This window comes from Frigidibacter sp., assembly GCF_030695035.1.
Taxonomy (GTDB): domain Bacteria; phylum Pseudomonadota; class Alphaproteobacteria; order Rhodobacterales; family Rhodobacteraceae; genus Frigidibacter.
On sequence record NZ_JAUYTT010000010.1, the window covers coordinates 289047 to 311371 of the forward strand.

Annotated in this window: 24 protein-coding genes, 2 tRNA genes and 1 pseudogene; 17 read left to right on the forward strand and 10 right to left on the reverse strand. The window is 65.7% G+C overall.

The window, feature by feature from the left end; translation table 11 throughout:
- The first annotated feature begins 171 nt into the window (after positions 1 to 171).
- The 7 genes from Q8S30_RS10495 (at position 172) to Q8S30_RS10525 (ending at position 3862) form a co-directional block, all read left to right on the forward strand.
- Positions 172 to 312, forward strand: a complete 141-nt coding sequence (locus tag Q8S30_RS10495) for a hypothetical protein (RefSeq protein WP_163535496.1) — start codon at positions 172 to 174, stop codon at positions 310 to 312.
- A 106-nt stretch (positions 313 to 418) separates the two neighbouring features.
- On the forward strand, positions 419 to 865 hold the full coding sequence (trxC, locus tag Q8S30_RS10500; RefSeq protein ID WP_305665972.1) for a thioredoxin TrxC: 447 nt from the start codon (positions 419 to 421) through the stop codon (positions 863 to 865).
- 71 nt (positions 866 to 936) lie between these two features.
- A tRNA-Ala gene (locus Q8S30_RS10505) sits at positions 937 to 1012 on the forward strand.
- Between the two features lie 268 nt (positions 1013 to 1280).
- A complete protein-coding gene (locus tag Q8S30_RS10510; protein ID WP_305665973.1) occupies positions 1281 to 2111 on the forward strand; it encodes a hypothetical protein in 831 nt (276 codons plus the stop codon).
- On the forward strand, positions 2092 to 2817 hold the full coding sequence (locus Q8S30_RS10515) for a DNA-processing protein DprA (protein ID WP_305665974.1): 726 nt from the start codon (positions 2092 to 2094) through the stop codon (positions 2815 to 2817). Before Q8S30_RS10510 ends, Q8S30_RS10515 begins: the two co-directional genes overlap by 20 nt.
- Before the next feature lie 233 nt (positions 2818 to 3050).
- Positions 3051 to 3461: a GNAT family N-acetyltransferase gene (locus Q8S30_RS10520; RefSeq protein ID WP_305666061.1), complete on the forward strand. Its 411-nt coding sequence runs from the start codon at positions 3051 to 3053 to the stop codon at positions 3459 to 3461.
- 324 nt (positions 3462 to 3785) lie between these two features.
- Positions 3786 to 3862: transfer RNA gene (locus Q8S30_RS10525), tRNA-Arg, on the forward strand.
- Here the strand turns inward: Q8S30_RS10525 and Q8S30_RS10530 are convergent.
- Positions 3841 to 4218 carry a helix-turn-helix domain-containing protein gene (locus tag Q8S30_RS10530; protein ID WP_305665975.1) on the reverse strand — a complete coding sequence of 126 codons (378 nt, stop codon included), beginning with the start codon at positions 4216 to 4218 and terminating at the stop codon, positions 3841 to 3843. The genes Q8S30_RS10525 and Q8S30_RS10530 overlap by 22 nt on opposite strands.
- A 98-nt stretch (positions 4219 to 4316) precedes the next feature.
- Between Q8S30_RS10530 and Q8S30_RS10535 the strand changes: the two genes are divergently transcribed.
- The 4 genes from Q8S30_RS10535 (at position 4317) to Q8S30_RS10550 (ending at position 7606) form a co-directional block, all read left to right on the forward strand.
- Positions 4317 to 5159, forward strand: a complete 843-nt coding sequence (locus Q8S30_RS10535; protein WP_305665976.1) for an NAD(P)H-binding protein — start codon at positions 4317 to 4319, stop codon at positions 5157 to 5159.
- Positions 5160 to 5394: 235 nt separating this feature from the next.
- Positions 5395 to 6321, forward strand: a complete 927-nt coding sequence (locus Q8S30_RS10540; protein ID WP_305665977.1) for a sulfurtransferase — start codon at positions 5395 to 5397, stop codon at positions 6319 to 6321.
- Entirely contained in the window at positions 6321 to 7445 is a 1125-nt protein-coding gene (locus Q8S30_RS10545) for a YeeE/YedE thiosulfate transporter family protein (protein WP_305665978.1), read from the forward strand. The genes Q8S30_RS10540 and Q8S30_RS10545 overlap by 1 nt, the downstream gene beginning before the upstream one ends.
- Positions 7442 to 7606 (forward strand): hypothetical protein, encoded by a 165-nt coding sequence (locus tag Q8S30_RS10550; RefSeq protein ID WP_304808295.1) that lies wholly within the window; start codon positions 7442 to 7444, stop codon positions 7604 to 7606. Before Q8S30_RS10545 ends, Q8S30_RS10550 begins: the two co-directional genes overlap by 4 nt.
- A gap of 2 nt (positions 7607 to 7608) precedes the next feature.
- Here Q8S30_RS10550 and Q8S30_RS10555 read toward each other — a convergent pair whose 3' ends face one another.
- The 7 genes from Q8S30_RS10555 to fabI form a co-directional block, all read right to left on the reverse strand.
- On the reverse strand, positions 7609 to 8481 hold the full coding sequence (locus Q8S30_RS10555; protein WP_305665979.1) for an alpha/beta fold hydrolase: 873 nt from the start codon (positions 8479 to 8481) through the stop codon (positions 7609 to 7611).
- A gap of 117 nt (positions 8482 to 8598) precedes the next feature.
- Positions 8599 to 9252 carry a 3-oxoacid CoA-transferase subunit B gene (locus Q8S30_RS10560; protein ID WP_305665980.1) on the reverse strand — a complete coding sequence of 218 codons (654 nt, stop codon included), beginning with the start codon at positions 9250 to 9252 and terminating at the stop codon, positions 8599 to 8601.
- An 11-nt stretch (positions 9253 to 9263) separates the two neighbouring features.
- A complete protein-coding gene (locus Q8S30_RS10565; RefSeq protein ID WP_305665981.1) occupies positions 9264 to 9917 on the reverse strand; it encodes a CoA transferase subunit A in 654 nt (217 codons plus the stop codon).
- On the reverse strand, positions 9914 to 11092 hold the full coding sequence (locus Q8S30_RS10570; RefSeq protein WP_305665982.1) for an acetate/propionate family kinase: 1179 nt from the start codon (positions 11090 to 11092) through the stop codon (positions 9914 to 9916). Before Q8S30_RS10570 ends, Q8S30_RS10565 begins: the two co-directional genes overlap by 4 nt.
- On the reverse strand, positions 11089 to 12465 hold the full coding sequence (locus tag Q8S30_RS10575; protein WP_305665983.1) for a bifunctional enoyl-CoA hydratase/phosphate acetyltransferase: 1377 nt from the start codon (positions 12463 to 12465) through the stop codon (positions 11089 to 11091). Before Q8S30_RS10575 ends, Q8S30_RS10570 begins: the two co-directional genes overlap by 4 nt.
- Positions 12466 to 12498: 33 nt before the next feature.
- Positions 12499 to 15168, reverse strand: coding sequence for a DUF3141 domain-containing protein (locus Q8S30_RS10580; RefSeq protein WP_305665984.1), 2670 nt, complete (start codon positions 15166 to 15168; stop codon positions 12499 to 12501).
- A gap of 14 nt (positions 15169 to 15182) precedes the next feature.
- Complete coding sequence (fabI, locus tag Q8S30_RS10585; RefSeq protein ID WP_305665985.1) at positions 15183 to 15947, reverse strand: enoyl-ACP reductase FabI; 765 nt, start codon at positions 15945 to 15947, stop codon at positions 15183 to 15185.
- A 387-nt stretch (positions 15948 to 16334) separates the two neighbouring features.
- On the opposite strand from fabI, the gene Q8S30_RS10590 reads away from it, so the two are divergent.
- The 3 genes from Q8S30_RS10590 to Q8S30_RS10600 all read left to right on the forward strand — a co-directional run bounded on the left by Q8S30_RS10590 (position 16335) and on the right by Q8S30_RS10600 (position 18686).
- Complete coding sequence (locus tag Q8S30_RS10590; RefSeq protein WP_305665986.1) at positions 16335 to 17192, forward strand: hypothetical protein; 858 nt, start codon at positions 16335 to 16337, stop codon at positions 17190 to 17192.
- 353 nt (positions 17193 to 17545) lie between these two features.
- Positions 17546 to 18136 carry a hypothetical protein gene (locus tag Q8S30_RS10595; RefSeq protein ID WP_305665987.1) on the forward strand — a complete coding sequence of 197 codons (591 nt, stop codon included), beginning with the start codon at positions 17546 to 17548 and terminating at the stop codon, positions 18134 to 18136.
- 142 nt (positions 18137 to 18278) lie between these two features.
- Positions 18279 to 18686: a helix-turn-helix transcriptional regulator gene (locus Q8S30_RS10600; protein ID WP_305665988.1), complete on the forward strand. Its 408-nt coding sequence runs from the start codon at positions 18279 to 18281 to the stop codon at positions 18684 to 18686.
- A gap of 280 nt (positions 18687 to 18966) precedes the next feature.
- Here Q8S30_RS10600 and Q8S30_RS10605 read toward each other — a convergent pair whose 3' ends face one another.
- Both Q8S30_RS10605 and Q8S30_RS10610 read right to left on the reverse strand, forming a co-directional pair.
- Positions 18967 to 20301, reverse strand: coding sequence for a type II toxin-antitoxin system HipA family toxin (locus Q8S30_RS10605; RefSeq protein WP_305665989.1), 1335 nt, complete (start codon positions 20299 to 20301; stop codon positions 18967 to 18969).
- Positions 20301 to 20603 carry a helix-turn-helix transcriptional regulator gene (locus Q8S30_RS10610; protein ID WP_305665990.1) on the reverse strand — a complete coding sequence of 101 codons (303 nt, stop codon included), beginning with the start codon at positions 20601 to 20603 and terminating at the stop codon, positions 20301 to 20303. The genes Q8S30_RS10605 and Q8S30_RS10610 overlap by 1 nt, the downstream gene beginning before the upstream one ends.
- Before the next feature lie 304 nt (positions 20604 to 20907).
- Between Q8S30_RS10610 and Q8S30_RS10615 the strand changes: the two genes are divergently transcribed.
- The 3 genes and pseudogenes from Q8S30_RS10615 to Q8S30_RS10625 all read left to right on the forward strand — a co-directional run.
- Positions 20908 to 21192 (forward strand): helix-turn-helix transcriptional regulator, encoded by a 285-nt coding sequence (locus Q8S30_RS10615; RefSeq protein WP_305665991.1) that lies wholly within the window; start codon positions 20908 to 20910, stop codon positions 21190 to 21192.
- A gap of 72 nt (positions 21193 to 21264) precedes the next feature.
- Positions 21265 to 21603: a hypothetical protein gene (locus Q8S30_RS10620; protein WP_305665992.1), complete on the forward strand. Its 339-nt coding sequence runs from the start codon at positions 21265 to 21267 to the stop codon at positions 21601 to 21603.
- 85 nt (positions 21604 to 21688) lie between these two features.
- A pseudogene (locus Q8S30_RS10625) lies at positions 21689 to 22120 on the forward strand (IS3 family transposase); the annotation flags it as partial.
- Positions 22121 to 22325: the final 205 nt, after the last annotated feature.

The following is a 22325-nucleotide window of genomic DNA, read 5'->3' on the forward strand; positions in this document are numbered from 1 at the left end:
CATATGTCATATGTAAACTGAATCTGTCGGGAACCCCTGCGCTGACGGCCCCGTGAGCGGGCGCGCAAGCGGCTTGTGCGGCGGGCCGGGCAGGGGTAGCACATTGGCAATGGGGGCGCGCTGCGGGCATTCCGCGGCCCGCCCCGGCAGGACATGTCGAAAGGACAAGCGATGGCCAAGGGCAACAACCAGAAGAGCAACAAGGAAGTGAAGAAGCCGAAGAAGGAGAAGCCGAAGACGGCGATCGTTCTCGACTCGACCGGCAAGCCGCCGATGTTCTCGGCGGCCGCAGCGGCGGCGAAGAAGAAGTAAGCTGAGGGGGCGGCCCTTGGGGTCGCCCCTCTTGCGGTGCCGCCCGGCGATGCCGATATATGGCGATGCCGATATATGCGGCATCGTGAATATCTGGAGGGCGGCGATGACCGGATCCCTGAAGCTGACATGCCATGCCTGCGGGCAGGCGAACCGGGTGCCGGCAGAGCGGCTGGGGGCTGCGCCGAAATGCGGCATCTGCGGCGCGGCGCTGGTCACCGGCAAGGTGGCGGAGCTCGACCCCGAGATCCTGCGCAAGTCGGCGGGCGACGATCTGCCGCTGTTGGTGGATTTCTGGGCGCCCTGGTGCGGGCCCTGCCGGCAGATGGCCCCCGAATTCGCCAAGGCCGCGCAGGCGCTGGCCCCCGGGGTGCGGCTGGCCAAGATCGACACCGAGGCGCATCCTGCCGCCTCGGGGCGCTACGCCATCCGCGGCATCCCGGCGCTGATCCTGTTCCACCGGGGGCGCGAGGTCGCGCGGCTGGCCGGGGCGCGGCCGGCGGCCGACATCGTGGCCTTCGTGCGCGGCAAGGTGGCGGCGCCGGCGCGGTGACGAAAAAGCCTGGGCAGGCCCGGCGGCGCGCTTGACAAGGGGGCGCCGAAGGGGCACATACCCGGCCCGTGGGGGCAGTAGCTCAGTTGGGAGAGCGCGTCGTTCGCAATGACGAGGTCGTCGGTTCGATCCCGATCTGCTCCACCATTATTGCAGGTGACTACTGAATTATTGGTTCAGTGGCGTAGGCTGCAAGTGCGGTTCAACTTTTTGATCTGCGCGGAGCAAGCATTCCGAACAGGCGAATCAGAATCAAACCCACTGGTTTGTTGTGTCAGATTTTGCGCTGTCAGATCTCAGCTAGTGTGACCTTGTGTGGAGCGTATGTATCGCTAGCGCGCGGAGGTTCTCGTTGCGCTTTGCTACTCAGTCTGCTACCTTTGTTCACCAAAGGTTCTGTGGGTGCTGTCGAGATATGATCGAGATTTCCAAAGAAGAAGTGTTTAGGACCTTGAGCGATGGTCAAACACATCGAAAACAGTTCAGCAGCCATTCTGGCGTTCAAAAAGGCAAAGCTAGCCCAACGTTTTCCGTTCCGTTTGACAATGGTCTTGTTGGACACTTTCTAGAAGGGACCGGGAGGCCACTCAAGTACAATCCTAGCTACAATCAACATTATTGCTTCCTGAGAAGTCAGGCAGATATCGACGATGTAGAGGCTTGGGAGAAGCGGCAGGGGACTAGGGTCTTTGTGCGCAACTGCCTAAGCTCAACGGTGGCGTTGGACTACAATTTCGAGGACAATTTAAACGGAAAGAAAACGCTCGTTGGCGAACACGAGGAGCTTGCGAAGCACCATCAGGATGCGAATTCCATAGCGTACTTGGCCGAGAAAGCAGCTGAAACCATCAACTCCATATCGTACCTCTCGAGTGCTGATTACTTGTGCGCGATACCGGCGATGGCCGAAAAACAATTTGATTTGCCAGCCAAGCTTTCAGTGGCAATATCTCAGCTTGTTGGGAAATATGATATTACCCCACATTTTCAAGTTAAAAACAAGCGAAAGTCCCTCAAGGATTGCTCGCTTGATGAGAAATGGGATGCATGGGAGGAAGCGAGCGTGGTCCTCAGCGATTTCGACTTGTCGGGGCGGTCGGTGATACTGATTGATGACAAGTATCAATCCGGGATAACTGTCCAATTCTTTGGGAGAGTGCTTCAAGCGTATGGGTGCAATTCAGCGCACGGATTGTGCATGGTGAAGACGCTCAGAGACACGGACAATGTTCCAGTTGTTGAATAGAGATCACCATATAATTTCCAGAGGGGATGAGCTTTATCCCGATACTCTCGTTGGGGCGCTTGGTTCCGGCGCACCCAAGAGACTCCACTGCCTCGGAAATCTTGACCTTTTCAATGGCCCAGGCCTTGGGTTCTGTGGTTCCAGGAAAGCCTCCCCGCAAGGGCTTGCTGTAGCCCAAGATTGCGCCGCGCAAGCGGCTGAAATGGACATAAACGTGGTGTCCGGCAACGCGGCTGGAGTTGATTTTGAGGCGCACTACCGTGCTCTCGAGAGTGGTGGGCGCACAATTTTGGTGTTGCCGGAGGGCATATGCAATTTCCGAGTTAGGAAAGCACTTAATTCGGTTTGGGATTGGGACAGGGTGCTCGTTGTCAGCCAGTTTGAGCCCGAGGATACTTGGCAAGCCTTCCGTGCCATGGCGAGGAACAAGATCATTATCGGCCTAAGTGGAGCGATGATTGTTATTGAGGCGGGAGAGCGCGGCGGCACACTTGCAGCTGGGCGCTCCGCTATTGACATGGGTGTTCCCTTGTTTGTTGCGCGGTATGAAACCGTTTCAGAGGATGCCAAAGGAAATGAGGTGTTACTAGATATGGGGGGGACGCCCCTCAATCGCTCAAAGTCCACGATGCGCGCGAACATGTCGAAAGTGAGAAACGCAATTTTCGATCCAGCAGGATTTCTCGAAGGCCGCAGGCTTATCTAGCGTTCAGATACTAACGTGGTTGATTTTTGGTCTCGCGCGGCAGCAGCACAATAGCTGTGCGAAAGCGTTCGCCGATGTTTGAGCCACTCGGGACTTCCCCCCGCCCCGCGCTTCTGGCACCAAGTCCCCAGCACTCCCCCTTCAGCGTGGCGACGATGACCGACCAGAGCAGCCCGACCGACTCCATCACCCTCACCCGCGAGAGCCCGCTTGGGCCGGATCTGGCGCTGCTGATGCGACGGCATACCGAGGCGATGCATGCGGATACGCCGCCCGAGAGCATTCACATGATGGATGCTGCGGCGCTGGACGCGCCGGGGATTTCGTTTTTCGTGATGCGGGAGGATGGGGCGGCGGTGGGGATGGGGGCGTTCAAGCGGCTGTCCGACCGCTCGCATGCCGAGATCAAGTCGATGCATGTGCTGGAGGAGCTGCGCGGGCGCGGGCTGGCGCGGCGGTTGCTGGAGCATCTGGTGGCGGAGGCGATGGCGGCGGGGGTGAGGCGGCTGAGCCTTGAGACCGGGAGCCAGCCGAGCTTTGCCGCGGCGCGGATGCTCTATGCGCGGGCGGGGTTTGTGGAATGCCCGCCGTTCGAGGGGTATGGGCTGGACCCGAACAGCGTGTTCATGACGCGGGGGTTGTAGAGCGTTTGGGTCGGGCGGGAAAGGGCGAGGCACTGCCTCGACCCCGCCCGTGCGGGACGTGTCCATAGGAGCCGCTGGCAGCGAGAGACCGACTGAGGCCAGCGCCCGACCTGGCGGGCGAGAAGCGCCCGCCGGGGGCGGGGCGGGCGCTGGCCGGGCCTTTGAGGCCCGTCCGGGTGGGTTGAGAGGGCAGCGCGTGGCGAAGGCGATGGCCTTCGCCATGGGGAGGGTGAAGGGCGAAGGCTTCGATCTGCCAGAGATGACCGTCCTCTCCATCGCCCGCCCCTTGATCCGCGGGCGCAGATGCCGCAAAAGGCCGGGAGTGGCCCCGTAGCTCAACTGGATAGAGCACGGACCTTCTAAGTCTGGGGTTGAGGGTTCAAGTCCTTCCGGGGTCGCCATCCGCCATTGCCTGCACCGAGGGGATGCGGGCGAGATTGCCTTCGAGGCAGTCGGCCAGCGCCTTGACGCGGGCGGCGACCTCATCCCCCAGCGGCGTCAGGTCGTACTCCACATGCGGCGGCACCACCGGATGGGCGGTGCGGCGGACCATGCCATCCTCCTCCAGCAGGCGCAGGGACTGGGCCAGCATCCTCTCCGACACGCCGCCGATGCGCCGGCGCAGGGCGCTGAACCGCAAAGTGCCGCCTTGCAGCGCGATCAGGATCAGCACGCCCCAGCGGCTGGTGACGTGGTTCAGCACGCGGCGCGAGGGGCAGTTCTCGTTCATCACGTCGGGCTGCAGGTCCTTGGGCATGGGCGGTCCTTCGGCAAACATGCACTAACAAAAATGTTGGTACTTCCCTTTCGTACGTATGCCGCTATCTGGGATCTGTCAACATGAAGGAGATCCCCATGACCATTGCCATCACCGGCGCCAGCGGCCAGCTTGGCCGGCTTGCCATTGCCCATCTGAAGACCCTGACCGACCCTGCGGGCATCGTGGCGCTGGCGCGCGATCCTGCGAAAGTGGCCGATCTGGGCGTTGCCGCCCGCGCTTTCGACTACACGCAGCCGGAGACGATGGGGCCGGCGCTGGAGGGGGTGCAGACGCTGGTGCTGATCTCGTCCAGCGATTTCAATGACCGGGTGGGGCAGCACCGCAATGTCATCGAGGCGGCGAAGGCCGCGGGGGTGGGGCGGATCCTTTATACCTCGCTGCTGAAGGCGGACAGCTCGCCCTTGCTGCTTGCGGCGGATCACCGCGAGACGGAGGCGATGATTGCGGGCTCGGGCCTGCCGGCGGCGATCTTGCGCAATGGCTGGTATACCGAGAACTGGACGGGCAATCTGGGCGGGGCGATTGCCGCGGGCGCTCTGATCGGCGCGGCAGGGACGGCGCGGTTCACGCCGGCGGTGCGGAGCGATTATGCCGAGGCGCTGGCCGTCGTAGCGGCCGACGCGGGCCGCGTTGGGGTGCTGGAGCTGGCCGGGGAGGAGGTGATCACGCTGGCCGATCTGGCAGCGGAGGTGTCGCGGCAGACCGGCAAGGCGCTGCCCTATAACGACCTGCCGGCGGAGGTGTATCAGGGGCTGCTGGAGAGCTTTGGCTTGCCGGCGGGCTTTGCCGGGGTGCTGGTCGATGTGGATGTGAAGGCGACGGGGGGCTGGCTGGCGGATGACAGCGGCACGCTGGCGAAGCTGCTGGGCCGCCCGACGGTGCGGCTGGCCGAGGCGGTGGCTGCGGCGCTGGCCTGAGGCGAGGGGGCCGGTCCTTAAATGGGCTGGCCCCACGCAAATAAGACCGCTGTTCCGCGCCGTGCTGTGAGAGGATGCAGATGTTCGCCGCCGGTTTCGGCAGGAGGGGCGGGGGTCCCGTGCGGTTGGGCGGGCCGGAATGCCGTTCGTCCTGTCGCGCGCCGCCCCTGTGCGCGGGCCCTTGCCTCGCGGCGCAAAGGCGCCGACATCGGGGGCAACAGGAAAGGGTTCTCCCATGAAGACTTTTGCAGTTTCCGCCGTGCTCGCCCTCGGGCTCTCCACCGCCGCGATGGCACAGGACTTCGGCCCGCTGGTATCGGCGGCCGAGGTTCAGGCCCTCTCCGCGGGCGAGGCGGCGCCGCTGGTGCTGGATATCCGCGGCGCGGCCTATGATCAGGGCCATATCGCCGGGGCGGTGTCTGCGCCCTATGAGCGTTTCCGCGGGCCGAAGGAGAATCCGGGTGCGCTGGTACCCGAGGATCAGCTGGAGGCCACGCTGCAGGAGCTTGGCGTGACGCTGGAGCGACCGGTGATCGTGGTGCATCAGGGCAAGGATGACAGCGATTTTGGCGCCGCGGCGCGGGTCTACTGGACGCTGAAATCCTCGGGCGTGAGCCAGCTGGCGATCCTGAATGGCGGGATGGCGGCCTGGAGCACCGAGGGGTTGCCGCTGGAGACCAAGGCGACGGTGCCTACCCCGTCTGACATCGACATCACCTTTTCGGACCGTTGGCTGGCGACCACCGATGACGTCAGCGCCATCGTCAATGGCGAGCGGACGGCGCGGCTGGTCGATGCGCGGCCGGTGGGTTTCTTCACCGGCCAGACCTCGCACCCCGCGATGTCGCGCCCGGGCACCCTGCCGGGAGCGGAGAGCGTCGAGCATACCGTGTGGTTCGACGGCAGCGCCGAGGTGATCAATGCGCCGGCGGCGAATGAGGTGCTGGCGCGGCTGGGGATCGGGCGGGATGAGGAGGTCGTGGCCTTCTGCAACACCGGCCATTGGGCGGCGACCGAATGGTTCGCGCTGTCGGAACTGGCGGGCGTCGAGGGCGCGAAGCTGTATCCGGAGTCGATGGTCGGCTGGTCGCAGACCGGGCAGGACATGGACAATACCCCGGGTCTGGTGCGCAACCTGCTGAACCAGCTGCGGGGCAACTGATGACGGTTGCGGCGGCAGAGCCCTCGGGCAGCTGGGCGGCGCGGCGGGGGCTGATCGTGCTGGCCGCGCTGGGGTTGGTGCTGGCGGTGGCGCTGTTTGCGGGCGCGCGCTATGGGCTGCTGCTGGCCATCGGACTGGGCTTTGGCCTTGTGCTGGAGGGGCTGCGCTTCGGCTTTGCCGGGCCGTGGCGCGCGATGATCCTGCGGCGCGATCCGTCGGGGATTCTGGCGCAGCTGCTGGCGATTGCCGTGGTGGCGGTGGTCGCGTTTCCGCTGCTGGCCGGGTCGTCGGGTGAGCTGGCGGGCGCCGCCGCCCCGATTGGCTGGGCGATGGCGGGCGGGGCCTTTGTCTTTGGCGCCTGTATGCAGGTGGTGCTGGGATGCGGGTCCGGCACGCTGGTCAATGCCGGCAGCGGCAATCCGGTGGCGCTGGTGGCGCTGCCATTCTTCGCCATCGGCAGCTTTCTGGGCGCCTATGGGCTGATCTGGTGGACGGATCTTGGCGCGCTGCCGGTCCTGACGCTGACCGGCACTTCGGGCCTTGCAGTGACGCTGGTGCTGCTGGCGCTGGTGGCGGGGCTGTTGCTGCTGTTGGCGGCGCCGGGCACGCGGCATGTGCCGCGGCGGCTGGTGATTGCGGCGCTGCTGCTGGCGGGGCTGGCGATTGGCAACCTCGTGGTGGCTGGGCAGCCCTGGGGCGTGGTCTACGGGCTGGGGCTGTGGGGCGCGAAGGGGGCGGTTGCGCTTGGCGCGGACCTGTCCGGCTCTGCCTTCTGGGCGGCGCCGGGGAATGCCGGGCGGTTGCAGGCGAGCGTTTTGACCGACGTGACCTCGCTGACCAATATCGGCATCATCACCGGGGCCTTTCTGGTGGCCTGCTGGCGGCGGGGCGGGCTGTCGCAGCCCTTGCCGAAGCTGCCGGCGCGGGCCTGGGCGGCGACCATCGTCGCCGGGCTGCTGCTGGGATATTCGGCGCGGCTGGCCTTCGGTTGCAATGTGGGCGCGTTCTTCAGCGGCATTTCCACCGGCAGCCTGCATGGCTGGGTCTGGTTCGCGATGGCCTTTGCCGGGGCCTTTGTCGGCGTGCGGCTGCGGCCGATCCTTGGACTGGAGCCGCGGACATGACCCGCCGTTTCACCGCGCCGCTGGCGATTGCACTGATCGGGCTGCTGATCCTGTTCGACAGCGCGACCGCCGAGCTGAACCCCTACAAGGCGCCGCCGCTGCTGGCGCTTGGGTCCGGGGCCGTCGCCTCGGGCGGGTTTTGCGGGGCGATGCCGGAGTAGGTTCAGCCGGGCGCCTCGGCGAGGGGCGCCGGGGCGCTGGCGGACGCGAAGTCCCGCACCAGCGCCAGCCATTGCACGATGACCGAGATCGCTGCGGGTTCGTCAAGGAAGGGGATGTGGCCGCGCCAGGGCACCTCGGCGAACAGCATGTCTGGGCGACGGCGGCGCATTTCGGCGGCGGTGGCGCGGGCAAGCACGTCCGAGGCCTCGCCGCGGATCAGCGCCAGCGGCAGGCCGGCGCAGGCATCGAAAAGCGGCCAGAGCTCGGGCAGCGGTTGCGCCATTGCCGCCTCGAACGAGGCGCGCAGGGCGGGGTCATAGGTCAGCCCGACGCGGCCATCGAGCTGCACGTAATGGCGCACGGTTTCCTCGTGCCATCGCAGGGGCGGTACCCGGTCGAAGCCGGGCATTGCCGATTGGGTGCGGTCGGCGACCTCTTCCAGCGTGGGGACGGTGGGTTCGACGCCGATATAGGTGCCGATGCGCACCAGCCCGTCGCGTTCGACCACCGGGCCGACATCGTTCATGCAGAGGCCCAGAAGGCGGTCGCGGGCGGTCGCGGCGATGACCAGCCCCAGGAAACCGCCGCGGGAGGAGCCGATGACGGCCGCGCGGTCTATGCCCAGATGATCCAGCAGCGCCAGGGCGTCCTTTGCCTCCTGTCCGACCGAGTAGGTCTCAGGTGGCGCCCAGTCCGACCGGCCGCGGCCGCGGCTGTCGAGCCGGATCAGGCGGGTTCCTTCGGGCAGGTAGCGGGCGAGATAGTCGAAATCGCGGCCATCGCGGGTCAGGCCGGCCAGCGCCAGCAGCGGCAGGCCCGTGCCCTCATCGCGGTACGCAAGACGGGTGCCGTCTTCGGCCTCGAACCGTTCCATGCAAGGTCTCCTCCCTCGTCACCCCGCCTCCACGCGGGTCGCCTGCATACGCGCTGCGGGCAGGTGATTGACGCCCGGCTTCCCCCTTCCGTCAAGGACGCGGAGCGTCGCAGGGGGTCAGATCAGCATCATCTCCGGCACATCGCCCTGGATGATGAGGGTGGCCTCGGTGGCGGCGATGATCTCATCGAGGGTGACCCCCGGCGCGTGTTCGCGCAGGACAAGGCCCGCATCGGTGGGCTCGATCACCGCGAGGTCGGTGACGATCAGGTCCACCCGGCGCAGGGCGGTCAGCGGCAGGGTCAGTTTCGGCACGATCTTGGACTGGCCCTTGGCGGCGTGCTGCATGGCAACGATCACCCGCGCGGCGCCGGTGACAAGGTCCATCGCGCCGCCCATGCCCGGCACCATCTTGCCCGGCACCTTCCAGTTTGCCAGATGCCCGGCCTCATCGACCTGCAGCCCGCCAAGCACGGTCATGTCGAGATGCCCGCCGCGGATCAGGCCAAAGCTCATGGCGCTGTCGATGCTGGCCGCCCCCGGCACGGCAGTGACGAAACCGCCGCCCGCATCGGTCAGGTGGCGATCCTCCATGCCTTCGGGCGGGCGCGCGCCAAGGCCGATCACCCCGTTCTCGGCCTGAAAGAACACGCCGAGGCCGGCGGGCACGAAATTCGCCACCATCGAGGGCAGCCCGATCCCGAGATTGACCAGCGAGCCCGGCCGGACTTCCCGCGCCACCCGGCGGGCGATGAGTTCCTTGGCGTCCATGTCGGCCCTCCTCAGCTTGCGCGGATCAGTAGATGATCGACCAGAACGCCGGGCGTCTTGACCGCATCGGGCGGGATCACCCCCACCGGCACGATGCTGTCAGCCTCGGCGATCACGGTGCGGCCCGCCAGCGCGATGATCGGATTGAAGTTATGCGCGGTCAGCATGTAGCTGAGATTGCCGACGTAATCGGCCTGCCAGGCGCCGATCAGCGCGAAATCGGCCTTGAGCGGGGTTTCGACGAGGAAGCGTTTCCCCTCCACCGTCACCACCTGCTTGCCATCCTCGACCTCGGTGCCAAGGCCCGTGGGCGTCAGCACGCCGCCAAGGCCCATGCCGCCGGCGCGGATGCGCTCGATCAGGGTGCCTTGCGGCACCAGCTCGCAGGTGATCTCGCCCGAGATCATCTTGGCCTGGGTTTCGGGGTTGAGCCCGATATGGCTGGCGATGATGTGGCGGACGAGGCCGGCGCTGACCAGCTTGCCGATGCCCTTGCCGGGCATGGCGGTGTCATTGGCGATGATCGTCAGCCCGCCGACGCCGCGGGCGACGATGGCGTCGATCATCCGTTCGGGCGAGCCCACGGCCATGAAGCCACCGATCATCAGGCTGGCGCCTTCGGGGATCATCTCGGCCGCAGCCGCCGGTTTCAACGCGCCTTTCATGCCGCTTCCTTTGTCAGGCCCACCGCCGCACGCGCGGCACGGGCGATCACCAGTTCCTCATTGGTGGGGATCACCAGCACCGAGGTACGGGCGAGGTCCGACGAGATGACGCGGTCATTGCCTGCGTTCTTGGCGTGGTCGATCTCGATCCCCATCCAGCCGAGCCGCTCGCAGATGCGGGCGCGGATCAGGCGGGAGTTCTCGCCGATGCCGCCGCAGAAGATCAGCGCGTCGATGCCGCCAAGCGCGGCGGCAAGGGCGCCGACCTCGCGCTGGCAGCGGAAGACGAAATAGTCGATGGCCTCGGCCGCGTGGGGCGTGTTCGCAGCCTCAAGCGTGCGCATGTCGTTGGAGAGGCCGGAGAGGCCGAGAAGCCCGGATTGCTTGTAGAGAAGGTCCGAGATCTGCGCGGCGGTCATGCCCTTCTGGTCCATGAGGTAGAGGAGCACGCCCGGGTCCACCTGCCCGCTGCGGGTGCCCATCGGCAGCCCGTCCAGCGCCGAAAAGCCCATGGTCGAGGCGACGGAGCGGCCGTTCTGGATGCCGCACATGCTGGCGCCATTGCCCAGATGCGCGACGACCACGCGGCCTTCGGCCAGATGCGGGGCAGAGCTGGCCAGCTCGCCGGCGATATAGTCGTAGCTGAGGCCGTGGAAGCCGTAGCGGCGCACGCCTTCATCGTAGAGCGCGCGGGGCAGGGCGAAGGTGTCGTTCACGAAGGGGTGGCTGCGGTGGAAGGCGGTGTCGAAACAGGCCACCTGCGGCACGCCGGGGAAGGCGGCAATCGCGGCACGGATGCCGGCGAGGTTGTGGGGCTGGTGCAGGGGGGCGAAGGGGGCGAGGCGCTCCAGATCGTTCAGCACCGCGTCATCCACCGTTACCGGCGCGGCGCGGTCGGCCCCGCCGTGGACGACGCGGTGGCCGATGGCCAGAAGGTCGAGGTCCGGCCATTCGGCGCGGAAGCTGGCGATGACGGCGGCCATGGCGCCGGCATGGGTGGTCAGGTCGCCCGCGGCCTCGATGGTGGCGCCCGCGGCGTCCTTGAGCTTCAGCACCCCATCCGGCCCGACCTTGTCGGCAAGGCCGGTGGCGAGCGGCGCATCGCCGTTCGCCGGGAACAGCGCGACCTTCAGCGAGGAGGAGCCGGCATTCAGCGTCAGCACCGCCCGGGTCATTTTGCGGTTCCGGCGAAGTGGTGGATGGCGGCGACAGCGCAGGAGGCGAGGCGCGACATCGGGCTGTCGGAGCGGGAGTTGAGGATCACCGGCACCTTGGCGCCAAGCACCAGCCCGGCGCCCTCGGCATGGCTGATGAAGGAAAGCTGCTTGGCCAGCATGTTGCCGGAATCGATACCCGGCACCACGAGGATATTCGCCCGCCCCGCGACATTGCCCTTCAGCCCCTTGGTGCGAGCCGCGGCCATGTCCACCGCATTGTCCATCGCCAGCGGGCCTTCGACCTGGCCGCCCTTGATCTGGCCGCGGTCGGCCATCTTCGACAGCAGCGCCGCGTCGATGGAAGACTGGATCGCCGGGTTCACGGTTTCCACCGCCGAGAGTACGCCGACGCGCGGGTCCATCCCCAGCGAGAGGGCGAGGTCGATGGCGTTCTGGCAGATGTCGACCTTGGTGGCGAGGTCGGGGGCGATGTTGATCGCGGCATCGGTCACGAACAGCGGTTCGGGCTGGCCGGGCACGTCCATCACGAAGACATGGGTGAAGCGGCGGCCGACGCGCAGGCCGGTCGCCTTGTCGAGCATCGCCTTCAGCAGGTTATCGGTGTGCAGATGGCCCTTCATGACGGCGGCCGCGCGCCCCTCATGCACAAGCGCGCAGGCGAGGGCCGCAGCGGCGGCATCAGAAGGCACGTCGATGACCTCGATGCCGGTCAGGTCGGCCTCGATCTCGGCGGCGGCTTTGCGGATGGCGGCCTCATTGCCGATCAGGATCGGCGCGATGATGCTTTCCTTGGCGGCCAGTAGCGCGCCGCCAAGCGAGTTCGCCTCATCGGGGCAGACCACGGCGGTGGGCAGCGCCGGCAGTGGGCGGGCGCGTTCCAGCAGCAGCTCGAAATGCCGGTGGCGCTGGACGACGAGGCCGGGGATCTCGAGGTTGTCTTGGTCGAATTTTTCTGTCGGGGCAAGGACTTCCGCCTCGCCGGAGAGGATGATCGCACCGTCCGATGTGCGGCGCACCTCGGTCTTCAGGTGGACGACCCCGTCCGCCTTTGACAGCACCTCGGCCCGCACCAGCACCTCCTCGCCGGCATGGGCGCGGGCGTGGAAATCCAGCACCTGGCGGCGGTAGAGCGTGCCGGGGCCGGGCAGCTGGGTTCCGAGCACCGCCGAGAGCAGCGAGGCCACGAACATGCCGGGTGCGACACGTTCGTTATGGCCATCGCCGTCAAGGTCGCTGTCCTGCAGATGCATCGGGTTGGTATTGCCCGAGGATACGGCGAAGACATAGAGGTCGTCTTGGGTGATCAGGCGCCGCAACTCGGCGCTGTCGCCGGGCTGGATCTCGTCGAAGGTACGGTTGGTCAGGCGCATCTGGGTCCTTTGTAGGTTCAGGCCTTTGTCGGATCAGGCCTTTGTCGGCTCAGGCTGGGCCGCGCGGTTGCGCCGCCGGGGTTCGGAGGCGGCGGGCGCCTCGTCGGTGGCTGGCGCTGCTTCTAGCACGGGGGCCTCGTCCGTCACAGTCTCGGCCGGGGACTCGATTGCCTCAGGTATATCGGCCGCCGAAATCGCCTCGGGCACCGCCTCGGCCGCCGGTTCGGCGATGACGCCGGCCTCGACCATCGGCGAGGGTACAACCACGACTTGCAGCGGGGCGGCTTCTTCGGCGGCCTCTTCCGGCGCGGCCTTGGCCGACAACGGGTCTTCGGTCACGTTCTGGGTGAGCACGGGCACGCCCAGAACCTCGTGGAAGCGTTGCAGCATGGTCAGCGTGCGCGGCGACATCTCGTCAATCGCGCCGGGGATGAACTGCACGACCTGCAGCGCCAGCGCGCGTTCCTCGGGGTCCCGCAGCAGCAGCGGCAGCGTGTCGATGGCGCTTTCCGGCTCGAAGGTGGCGATCAAGGTCTGCTGATGGATGATCATCGCGCGATGTTCGGCGCCGAGGCTGCGGAAGGGCTCGTCCTGGGTCAGCACCTTGGCCGAGCGTTCCAGCCGGTCGCGGCGCACCTGGCCGCGGTTTTCGGCCAGCAGCACCAGCATCCGGATCACCGCTTCAGGGAAGCCTCCCTGTTCGATGGTCATCAGCGCGGCCGAAACCTCAGGCAGGCCGCGGAGCTCGCCTTCGGATTTCAGGGTGCGGCGGGTTTCGTGGGTGCGCCCGAAGGCGCGGGCCCAGGGCGTGCCCCAGAGCGAGAAGAAGGTCAGCTCGAACTGCATGTCGCGGGTGTCGCGCAGGAAGTCGATGGCATTCTCGGTCGCCTGCACCCAGAAGGCCTCGGCGGCGAGGAAGGGGTTGGTGGCGGAGGCCTTGTTACGGACAGTGCGGACCTTTTCGGCGGCGGTCTCGACCGTGTGCATCGCCGGGTTGCGGCTGGACATCAGCGCGCGGGTCAGGCGCTGCGGATGCAGGGCGCGGCTCATCTCGGCGCCGGTTTCGGTGACCATCGCGCGGACCACTGGGCGCAGGACGGTGTCATAGAGCTGTGCCTGCACTTCGGCGGCGCGGGCGACGGCGGCGAAGGGGCGCTCATCCGACACGGTATCGTCGAGCGCGCGGATGTCATCCAGCGTGCGTTCGGCAAAGCCGACGGTGAAGGTCTTGTGGCCGTCCTTCTCGGTCACATCCTCGATCAGCATCTCATAGAGCCCCGGGGCCAGCGCCTCGATGGTCTTGAGGGTGGAGGCAACCTCGGAATGCTCGCGATTGGCGATGCTGGAGGACACGAAGATCCCCAGATGGCCGACCTGATCATGCACCATATAGACGATGCGCTGGCCGCGGATGCGGATTTCGCTGACGTCGGAATATGTCTCGGCAATCCAGTTCAGCGCCTGCTGCGGCGGGGTGATGTTGTCGCCGTGGCTGGCGAAAACCACTATGGGCGCGCGGATCGCCTTGAGGTCGATGGGCCGGCCGGGTTCGATCCGGGCCTCGTTCTTGACCAGACGGTTGCCGACGAAGAGCTGCTCCACGATCCAGCGGATTTCGGCCTCGTTCAGCAAGAAGAAGCCGCCCCACCATTTCTCGAACTCAAGGAACACCTCGTCGCCCTTGTCGATGTCGCGGAAGAGGTCGGTGTATTTGCGGAACAGGGTGCGCGAGGGGTTCATCATCTCGAAGTTCTGCACCAGATGCGCGCCGTCGAAGATGCCGCCGCCAAGGTCGGACAGCATCATCGGGATCCAGGTGCCGCCAAGCACGCCGGCATTGTAGCGCATCGGGTTCTCGCCGACCTTACCGGCCCAGGGCGCGACCGGGGCGCCGTTGATGACGATGGGGCCGGTCAGGTCCGGGTTGGTGGCGGCCAGCAGCAGCGTGGCCCAGCCACCCTGGCAGTTGCCGGTGATGACGGGGCGAGACGCCTCGGGGTGGCGGCGCATCACCTCGCGCACGAAGGCGGCTTCGGAGCGGGTGACGTAGGAGAGGAACTGGCCCGGCTCGGGCTCGCGCCGGAAGGCGACGAAATAGACCGGGTGGCCTTCGCGCAGGGCGACGCCGACCTGGCTGTCGGCCTTGAAGCCGCCGATGCCGGGGCCGTGGCCGGCGCGCGGGTCGATGATGATATAGGGGCGGCGGGCATCGTTCACCGTAACGCCCTCGGGCGGGGTGATCTTCAGCAGGATGTAGTTGGACGGGTAGGGAAGATCCTTGCCGTCCATGATGATTTCGTAATCATAGATCAGTACCGGCGGGCAGCCCGCGGCCTCATGCTCCAGGAAGATGTCGCCGCGTTTGCGCAGCGTGTCCATCGTCAGGATCATCCGCTCGCCTGCGTCGCGCAGGTATTCGGCGAGGTTGTTGCCGATCCGGCCCTCGGACTGGGCGCGGCGCAGATCCTCGATCAGGCTGCCGGCCTTTTCCATCGTCTCTTCGGCGCGGCGGGAATGGGTTTCCTTGATCCGGGCCGACTGGCGCGAGGCGGCGGTATTCAGGATCTCAAGCGTTTCCGACCCGGCGCCGATCTCGGCCTCGGCCTTTTCCATGGCGCCGAGCAGGGCGGTCAGCATGTCGGCCTCGGGGCGGGGCATCCGCGGCTGTTGCGCGGGATCGAACAGATCAAAGACATTGGCCATGGGTAGAACCCCCTTCAGGCGGTGATCGAGAAGCCGCCGTCGATGTCATGGACACCGCCGGTCAGATTGCGGGCTTCGGGCGAGGCAAGGAAGGCGGCCATCGCCCCCACATCCTCGATGGAGGCGAGTTGATGCGTGGGCGCGCGGTCGGATGCGGCGGCCAGAAGCTCGTCGAAATGGTCGATGCCGCTGGCGGCGCGGGTCTTGAGCGGCCCGGGTGAGAGCGCATGGACGCGGATGCCCTTTTCGCCAAGCTCGGCGGCCGCATAGCGCACGGCACTTTCCAGCGCCGCCTTGACCGGGCCCATCATGTTGTAATGCCGCACGACGCGGGAGGAGCCGAAGAAGCTGACCGACAGGCAGCAGCCGCCATCCGGCATCAGGGGCTCGGCGAGGCGGATCATGCGCAGGAAGGAGTGGACCGAGATGTCCATCGCGAGGCCAAACCCCTCGGCCGAGCAATCGACGACGCGGCCATGCAGATCCTCGCGCGGGGCGAAGGCGATGGAATGGAGAACGGTGTCGAGCCGGCCCCATTTGCGGGTGATTTCGGCGAAGACTGCTTCGAGTTGCCCCGGTTGGGCCACATCGAGCGGCATCATGATCTCGGCGCCCAGTTCCTCGGCCAGCGGGCGCACATAGCCCTCGGCCTTGTCGTTCAGCCAGGTGATCGCGAGATCAGCGCCCTGCGCCTTCAGCGCCTCAGCGCAGCCCCAGGCGATCGAATGTTCATTGGCGATCCCGACCACCAGTGCCTTGTGTCCGTGCAACGAAAACATACGTGCGACCCCCAACTCAGCTTGCCAGCTGACACTCATCTCATTCCACCTATCGTCTGTGGCGTTGATATGATGTTTCTGCGACTGCGCCGCGACGTAATGTCGCATATGACGCCGGGTGGTGTGGCGAGTGCACCTCTGCCCCGACACGCGGATTTTCAATCCCAAAACGGCTGTGGGATTTCCGGCGGTTGCGGGCGATTTCTCTGTCAAACCTACCACGAAAAATCAGGCACTTAGCGGGCGATTGTCAAACCATTTTGGGCCCCGGAAGGGGCGTGAAATGGCCGGTCCGGGGCCGGTTGGGCAGGTCAGCGGCCGTCCCCAGATCGGTCGCCGGATAGCCTGCGCCGGCCGCCCCGTCGCCCTCCTTCCGGGGGTGTGGCCGTGAGCTGGAAGATCGCCAACCTCTGCGCCGAGAGGGTCTTCGGCAGCGCGGCCCGCAAGCAGATCATCATGTTCCTGGCGGACAAGGCCAGCGACGATGGCTCGGGCATCTGGTGCTCCAAGGGCACGATCCAGCGGCATACCGAGCTGGGTGAAAGCACCGTGAAGCGGACGATCAGCGACTTCCTGCGGGAGGGCATCCTGGTCGAGACCGGGCGGCGGCCCTGCAAGAACGGGTTCACCGTGATCTACCGGATCGTGCTGGCCCGGGTGATGACGCTGGAGTCCTCGGCTGAACCCGATGAGGGGACGGGGGTCACAGTGGACCCCGTCCAGCCTGAACCCGGTACGGGGTCCACCATGGACGGGGTAGAGGGTCCACGGTGGACCCCAAACCACCCTCAAACCATCCCTAAACCACCTACGCGCAAGCGCGTGGAGGCGGAGGCGGATGAGAGATTCGAGAAGATCTGGGCCGCCTATCCGAAGGACCGCCAGCGCGGGAAGGCGGCCTGTCTTGAGCGGATTGCCGATGCGGTGGGTGAGGGGGTGGATCCCGACGACTTGCTGCGCGCCGTGCAGGCCTACGCCACCGAGAGCGCGGGCTTTACCCGGTCCAAGGTCTGCTTCTCGGACAACTGGTTCCAGCTGCGGCGCTGGCAGGGCGCCATCGAGAGGCAGCAGGCCGAGCGCGAGGCGGCGGAGGCGGCCATGGCGGAGCACCATGCTCGGCTGGCGGCTTGGATCCGCGAGCGGAGCCCGATGTGCAAGCACATCACCGCAGGGCAGGTCGCAGCGCTGACGGCGGCCAATCTGGTCACCGAGGGGCAGTTGCGCGCCGTGGGGCTGGCGGTGTGAGCGGCGGGGCTGATGGCATGCGCGGAGCGGCCGATGGCGAAGGCACCGCGTCTGTCGCAGGATGCCCGCCGCGGAGTGCATCGCGCGTCACGTCCGCTGCACCGCGTCCATTGCACCACGCCCTCCGTCCCCCGCATCGCGTTCTCTGCATCGCGCTCCGTGTGGCGTGCCGTCTGTCCTCTGCATCGCGTTGCCGCAGCCTGCGTCCTGCCTTCTCCCTCGTCCAGATACCGCCACCTCCGATGGCGCACCCAGCCTTCGAAAATGAGTCCAAGCCCCTGTCCCGCCTCCGCTGACGCTGGGAGGCGGGGGGCTTGGACGAAGTTGGCAAGAAATAGGAACGTAAACTTCACATGCGCCACCATCGCAAACTGACCGACGACGAGCGCCGCCAGATCATCGAAGCGCGCGCTGGTGGCATGCCTGCCTCCACCCTAGCCCGCCGCTTCGTGGTCTCGCCACGGACGATCTACAACACGTTGAGCAAGGCTGAAGGCGTGCATCCCAGAACCAAAACCGTCAGTGCGCGCGTCAGCGAGCGCGAGCTGGCGGGTTTCATGGCCGCGTTGGCCGCACGCGGTATCATCGACCGCCCCGCGGCCCTGCGACGCCTGATGGAGGCCGCAGATAAGATCCTGACGCCCGCAGACCCGGCAATGATCGACAAGCTGCAGTGCTGGGGCGTCGAGATTCAGACCCACGGCGCCGCGATCAACCAGATCGCCCGCAAGCTGAACGAGGCCAAGCTGCAAGGCCGCCCCATGCCTTACACCGCCGAGGACGCGGCCAAGATGCGCGCGATGGCGACGATGCTTTTCGAATTCATGGAGCAGTTCCAGACCCTCTTGGACGCAAGGCGGGCAGCAATGACGCGAGAGGTCGACAAGGCGCTAGCGGGGTTGGCGAAGCCAAGGGCGTCCAATACGTCTGACCCCTTGTTGTGATCTGCAAATGAGACAGGAGCGCTCTTTTGTCTTACTTGTGAGACAAACGGTATCAATTGCCTTGCGAAGGTGAACCTCCGCCAGCATCTTTCCTGTATCGCAGATGGTACAGGAAACCCCTTTATGCGTGAGATGTAGCACAATGATCGCCGACACAGGAAAGGTCGCACGCACCAAGGGGGGCGTCGTTCACCCCTCCATCGCCCGCGGCATCGCCGGGCTTGGACGGGACATCTCGCGTGCGCGTCGTGCGCGCCGGATTTCTACGACCGACATGGCCGCACGCATGGGGGTTGGACGCAGCACGCTGCACCGTCTGGAGCAAGGCGATCCGGGCGTGTCGCTGAACACGCTGGCGATGGCGCTGTCGGTTTTGGGGCTCTTCGACCGGCTTGCCGATCTCGTCGACCCAGCCGCTGACGACATCGGGTTGATGCTGGCGGAGAAGACGCTGCCCAAGAATATCGTTTCGCGACGGCGGTCGTCGCAATCGACCCAAACCCCAGGCGCGGCTTCGGGTGAGGCAGACGACGTGCCGGAGGGATGGTAATGGGGGCGCGGAGCATCGATATGCGCATCGGGGCCCGTGCGCCCGGCGCGGAGCCCCTCTCGGCCGACAGGTGGACTGGATGTGGCCGGTTTGGGGAACTGGGACGTGGGCAGCGGGGGAACGGTTCAGCAGCGCCGTGCCATAGCCGGCCAGATGGATGATCTCTTGCCGGGTGGTGATGGCCACGGCGAGGCCGGGAAGACCGTGATCCGCGATGCCGGTGTTTAGGCAATGAGCCTGACGCATCAGCCTCCCGCATCCGCGGGAGGAATGTTGGCCATTACGCCGCGTCCTCGGCCTGCATCGCGCCGAGAAGCTTGAGACGTCCCAGATAGCCCCCCATGATCGACCGCCCGAGCTCCTCGGGGAAATCGGCGGGCATCGCCGCCATTGTGGTCGCCAAGGCATCTGCGGACTGCTCCAGCAGCTCATCGACCAGGTTCTCGATGATGTTCACCGGCATCTTGCAGTTGCGCGCAGTCTCTCGGAAGTGCCGCAGCGCGATCTGGCTCACGATGTAATGGTTATTGCTACCCACAGCCATCGCCACGCGCACCTTCCTGTCCGGGATCTGCCCCGCGTCGAACAAAGGCTGGATCGACATGACATCGTAGAGCGGCGTCAGGCGGTAGCGCGCTTGGGGAAGCAACCGAAGGCTGAAGTTCTTCGCATGTCCGTCGGAGGCCGCCAGAAGCCAGAAGACGATCATGACCTTCATCATGAGGCGCCGATCTTCCTGAGCAACCATGCTCCCGAGGAGGAGATCCATGATGTCCTCGAAGCCAGGTCCGCCGTCCTTCTGATACTTCCTCGACGAGGGCACCGACAGCGCTTGGCACAGGTCCTCCTGCGGCAGCCGCAGGATCGGCCTGCCTTCCCCATGTTCCGGAACAAGACGATCAAAGCGCTCGACGACGAGGGCTCTCTCCCCGGCGAACTCCATGATCTCGGTTCTGGCCGCCTCCATGCCGAGGTGGCGCAGGAAGGTCATGCAGAAGTGCTCATTCTCCACGCTGAGGCTGAGATCCACCCCGTCCGGCCGCATGCCGATTGGCTTTTTCAGGATGTGCGTCGTCGGTGTTGTGCCATGCGGCAGGTGCCAGGCCCCATCGCGCCGAAGCAATGCCGTCTTCTCCTGGGCACCGGCAATCGAGATCCTGAACTCCTCGTCTTCGTCATCCATTCCGAGCGGGGCCGTTGCCAGATTGCGAAGAATGTCGGCGATGCGCGCGTCCGAGATCGGTTCGCTTTCCAGCGTCAGGGCGCCCGGCGCCGTGCCCTTCGGCAGGAACTGCATCGCGCCGATGCAGTCACGGCCGATGACCGAGAGAATGCTGTAGGCGTCCTTTCCTGCCGCGCCCGTCTTCGCGGCGATCTGCTCGCGGATATCAAGGTTGTCAGGGAGCAGGTTCTCGATCACGAAAAGGACCGGGTCGCCCCGGTATGTCTCGTCCGAAAGCGGCAGCGACAGCGAAATCGGCAGCGCGTTGTGGCGGCTTAGCCAGTCCGGAGCATATCGGAAGCTGAGTGCGCCCGCGCGTGTCCGGGCCAGATGGCCGACCACCGTGCCATTCAGCACGACGTCAATCGCTGGATTTGCGAGCTTCCTTGCCATCACCACAGCCCGTCATAGCTGTCCGGACCGGCCGGGTCCGCGGTCGGTTCCGATCGAGGCCTGATGACCAATTCCAGATCGAGCGCTGCCAGAATCAGCGCGAGCGTTTTGAGCGACACACCTTCTTCGCCGGCCTCGATGGCAGACACCGTTGCTTGCCGGATGCCCGCGCGGTCCGCGACACCCTGTTGCGAGAGCTTCAGCTCCCTGCGATAGCGACGAAGCACGGCGCCAATTTCCGCGGGACGGCGCCCCGCACGCCCGGAACTGCTTTCGCCCGAAGAAGGCACTGCTTTTTTCATTGCCGTCGGCCTCTTCTCGCCTTCGAGGACAGGTGGGTGGTATACGCACTGGCGTATCGGCGATAGTTATACGCGTTAGCGTATTATGTCAAGTTATACGTCTTGGCGTATAGGTGAATTTCATGCGCGACCGAGTATAGAAGTGAACTACACCAACGTTCCGGTGACGCTTGATAACTGACGGGCGGAGCGCAGTCGCCCCTACGACACCTTGCCGCTCTCTCCGTTCAGATGAATGGACATGGTTGACCGATTCATACCTCGCAACAGAACCTACTCCAAAACAACGCGCCGAGCTCTCGCCATGCTGGGCAAGCTGATCCGCATTGGCAGGTCGGAGCGCCGCCTGACGGCCCAGGACTTGGCCGACCGTGCTGACATCAGCCGCACAACGCTCCACAACATCGAGAAGGGGGCACCCGGCGCCGAGATCGGCATTGTCTTCGAGGTGGCATCTCTCATCGGCGTGCGGCTGTTCGATCCCGACGAGCGCACGCTCGCCCTGCACAGCGCGCACCTCGATGAGAAGCTGACGCTGCTGCCGCAAAGCGTCCGCCCCGCCCGCAACGAGGTCGATGATGACTTCTAGGGAGGGGGCCGCACGGGAGGCCTATGTCTGGATCTGGCTGCCAGGAGCAACGAGCCCTTCGTCGCTGGGCGGTTGTGGCAGCAGGGCGACCGCCCGCATTTCACCTATGGTGCCAGCTACCGGCGGCGCAGGGATGCTGTCCCGATCTACTACCCGGAGCTCCCCCTGCGCAAGGGAGTGATCGAACCGATTGCCGTGCTGTCCATGACGAGCTCCATCCGGGACGGGTCCCCCGATGCCTGGAGGCGGCGCGTCATCATCAACAGGCTGACGGGCCGGAAACCCGATGCAGCCGGCGTGCCGGATCTCAGCGAGCTGACCTTCCTGCTGAAGTCGGGCTCTGACCGGATCGGCGCGCTGGATTTTTGGGCCTCGGCGATGGTCAATGATCCGCGGCAAAGCAACCACTGACGCCTGCCTACGATATCTGCCCGCAAGGGCGGACCGGGAACGAGGCGTCGCAAGCCATGCTGATCAAGGGAGAGGCTCGGGCGAGTACGCTGGCAATGTGCTGGACCTGTTCTCCAGGCGCGTCGTCGGCTGGTCGATGAAGGCGGACCGGGATGCCACGCTGGTCATGGATGCCCTGATGATGGCCGTGTGGCGGCGCGGAAAAGCGGATGCGCTGCTCCACCATTCGGACCAGGGATCGCAATACACCAGCGAGCAGTTCCAGCGCCTGCTCCTCGACAACGGCATCACCTGCTCCATGAGCCGGGCCGGCAACGTCTGGGACAACTCGGCGATGGAGAGCTTCTTCTCATCGCTGAAGACCGAACGAACGGCCCGCAAGGTCTACCGCACCCGCGATGCAGCCCGTGCCGACGTGTTCGACTACATCGAGCGCTTCTACAATCCGCGGCGACGCCACTCGAAGCTGGGCTATCTTAGCCCCATGGCGTTCGAGGACCGCGCCATGCAAACCTAACCCCGTGTCCACGGAACCGGCAGCAGCCCAGGGCGGCAGTTTCTGAATGGCTACTGCTTGGAGGGGGTGGAAGGGCATGGCGATTTGGCGGAAGCGTTTCAGGCGGCGCGCGAAACGGTGAAGGCGGCACTAGAAGGTTGAACAACTTGCACGAAAGGGGCTGTAAGCCGCAGGCGATAACTCAACATAAACTAGAGGAACAGTC

Bases quoted from the DNA above. Each gene is read 5' to 3' on its own strand.
- Q8S30_RS10495 (WP_163535496.1), top strand. From the start codon at position 172: ATGGCCAAGGGCAACAACCAGAAGAGCAACAAGGAAGTGAAGAAGCCG.
- trxC (WP_305665972.1), top strand. From the start codon at position 419: ATGACCGGATCCCTGAAGCTGACATGCCATGCCTGCGGGCAGGCGAAC.
- Q8S30_RS10510 (WP_305665973.1), top strand. From the start codon at position 1,281: ATGATCGAGATTTCCAAAGAAGAAGTGTTTAGGACCTTGAGCGATGGT.
- Q8S30_RS10515 (WP_305665974.1), top strand. From the start codon at position 2,092: ATGTTCCAGTTGTTGAATAGAGATCACCATATAATTTCCAGAGGGGAT.
- Q8S30_RS10520 (WP_305666061.1), top strand. From the start codon at position 3,051: ATGCGACGGCATACCGAGGCGATGCATGCGGATACGCCGCCCGAGAGC.
- Q8S30_RS10530 (WP_305665975.1), bottom strand. From the start codon at position 4,218: ATGCCCAAGGACCTGCAGCCCGACGTGATGAACGAGAACTGCCCCTCG.
- Q8S30_RS10535 (WP_305665976.1), top strand. From the start codon at position 4,317: ATGACCATTGCCATCACCGGCGCCAGCGGCCAGCTTGGCCGGCTTGCC.
- Q8S30_RS10540 (WP_305665977.1), top strand. From the start codon at position 5,395: ATGAAGACTTTTGCAGTTTCCGCCGTGCTCGCCCTCGGGCTCTCCACC.
- Q8S30_RS10545 (WP_305665978.1), top strand. From the start codon at position 6,321: ATGACGGTTGCGGCGGCAGAGCCCTCGGGCAGCTGGGCGGCGCGGCGG.
- Q8S30_RS10550 (WP_304808295.1), top strand. From the start codon at position 7,442: ATGACCCGCCGTTTCACCGCGCCGCTGGCGATTGCACTGATCGGGCTG.
- Q8S30_RS10555 (WP_305665979.1), bottom strand. From the start codon at position 8,481: ATGGAACGGTTCGAGGCCGAAGACGGCACCCGTCTTGCGTACCGCGAT.
- Q8S30_RS10560 (WP_305665980.1), bottom strand. From the start codon at position 9,252: ATGGACGCCAAGGAACTCATCGCCCGCCGGGTGGCGCGGGAAGTCCGG.
- Q8S30_RS10565 (WP_305665981.1), bottom strand. From the start codon at position 9,917: ATGAAAGGCGCGTTGAAACCGGCGGCTGCGGCCGAGATGATCCCCGAA.
- Q8S30_RS10570 (WP_305665982.1), bottom strand. From the start codon at position 11,092: ATGACCCGGGCGGTGCTGACGCTGAATGCCGGCTCCTCCTCGCTGAAG.
- Q8S30_RS10575 (WP_305665983.1), bottom strand. From the start codon at position 12,465: ATGCGCCTGACCAACCGTACCTTCGACGAGATCCAGCCCGGCGACAGC.
- Q8S30_RS10580 (WP_305665984.1), bottom strand. From the start codon at position 15,168: ATGGCCAATGTCTTTGATCTGTTCGATCCCGCGCAACAGCCGCGGATG.
- fabI (WP_305665985.1), bottom strand. From the start codon at position 15,947: ATGTTTTCGTTGCACGGACACAAGGCACTGGTGGTCGGGATCGCCAAT.
- Q8S30_RS10595 (WP_305665987.1), top strand. From the start codon at position 17,546: ATGCGCCACCATCGCAAACTGACCGACGACGAGCGCCGCCAGATCATC.
- Q8S30_RS10600 (WP_305665988.1), top strand. From the start codon at position 18,279: ATGATCGCCGACACAGGAAAGGTCGCACGCACCAAGGGGGGCGTCGTT.
- Q8S30_RS10605 (WP_305665989.1), bottom strand. From the start codon at position 20,301: ATGGCAAGGAAGCTCGCAAATCCAGCGATTGACGTCGTGCTGAATGGC.
- Q8S30_RS10610 (WP_305665990.1), bottom strand. From the start codon at position 20,603: ATGAAAAAAGCAGTGCCTTCTTCGGGCGAAAGCAGTTCCGGGCGTGCG.
- Q8S30_RS10615 (WP_305665991.1), top strand. From the start codon at position 20,908: ATGCTGGGCAAGCTGATCCGCATTGGCAGGTCGGAGCGCCGCCTGACG.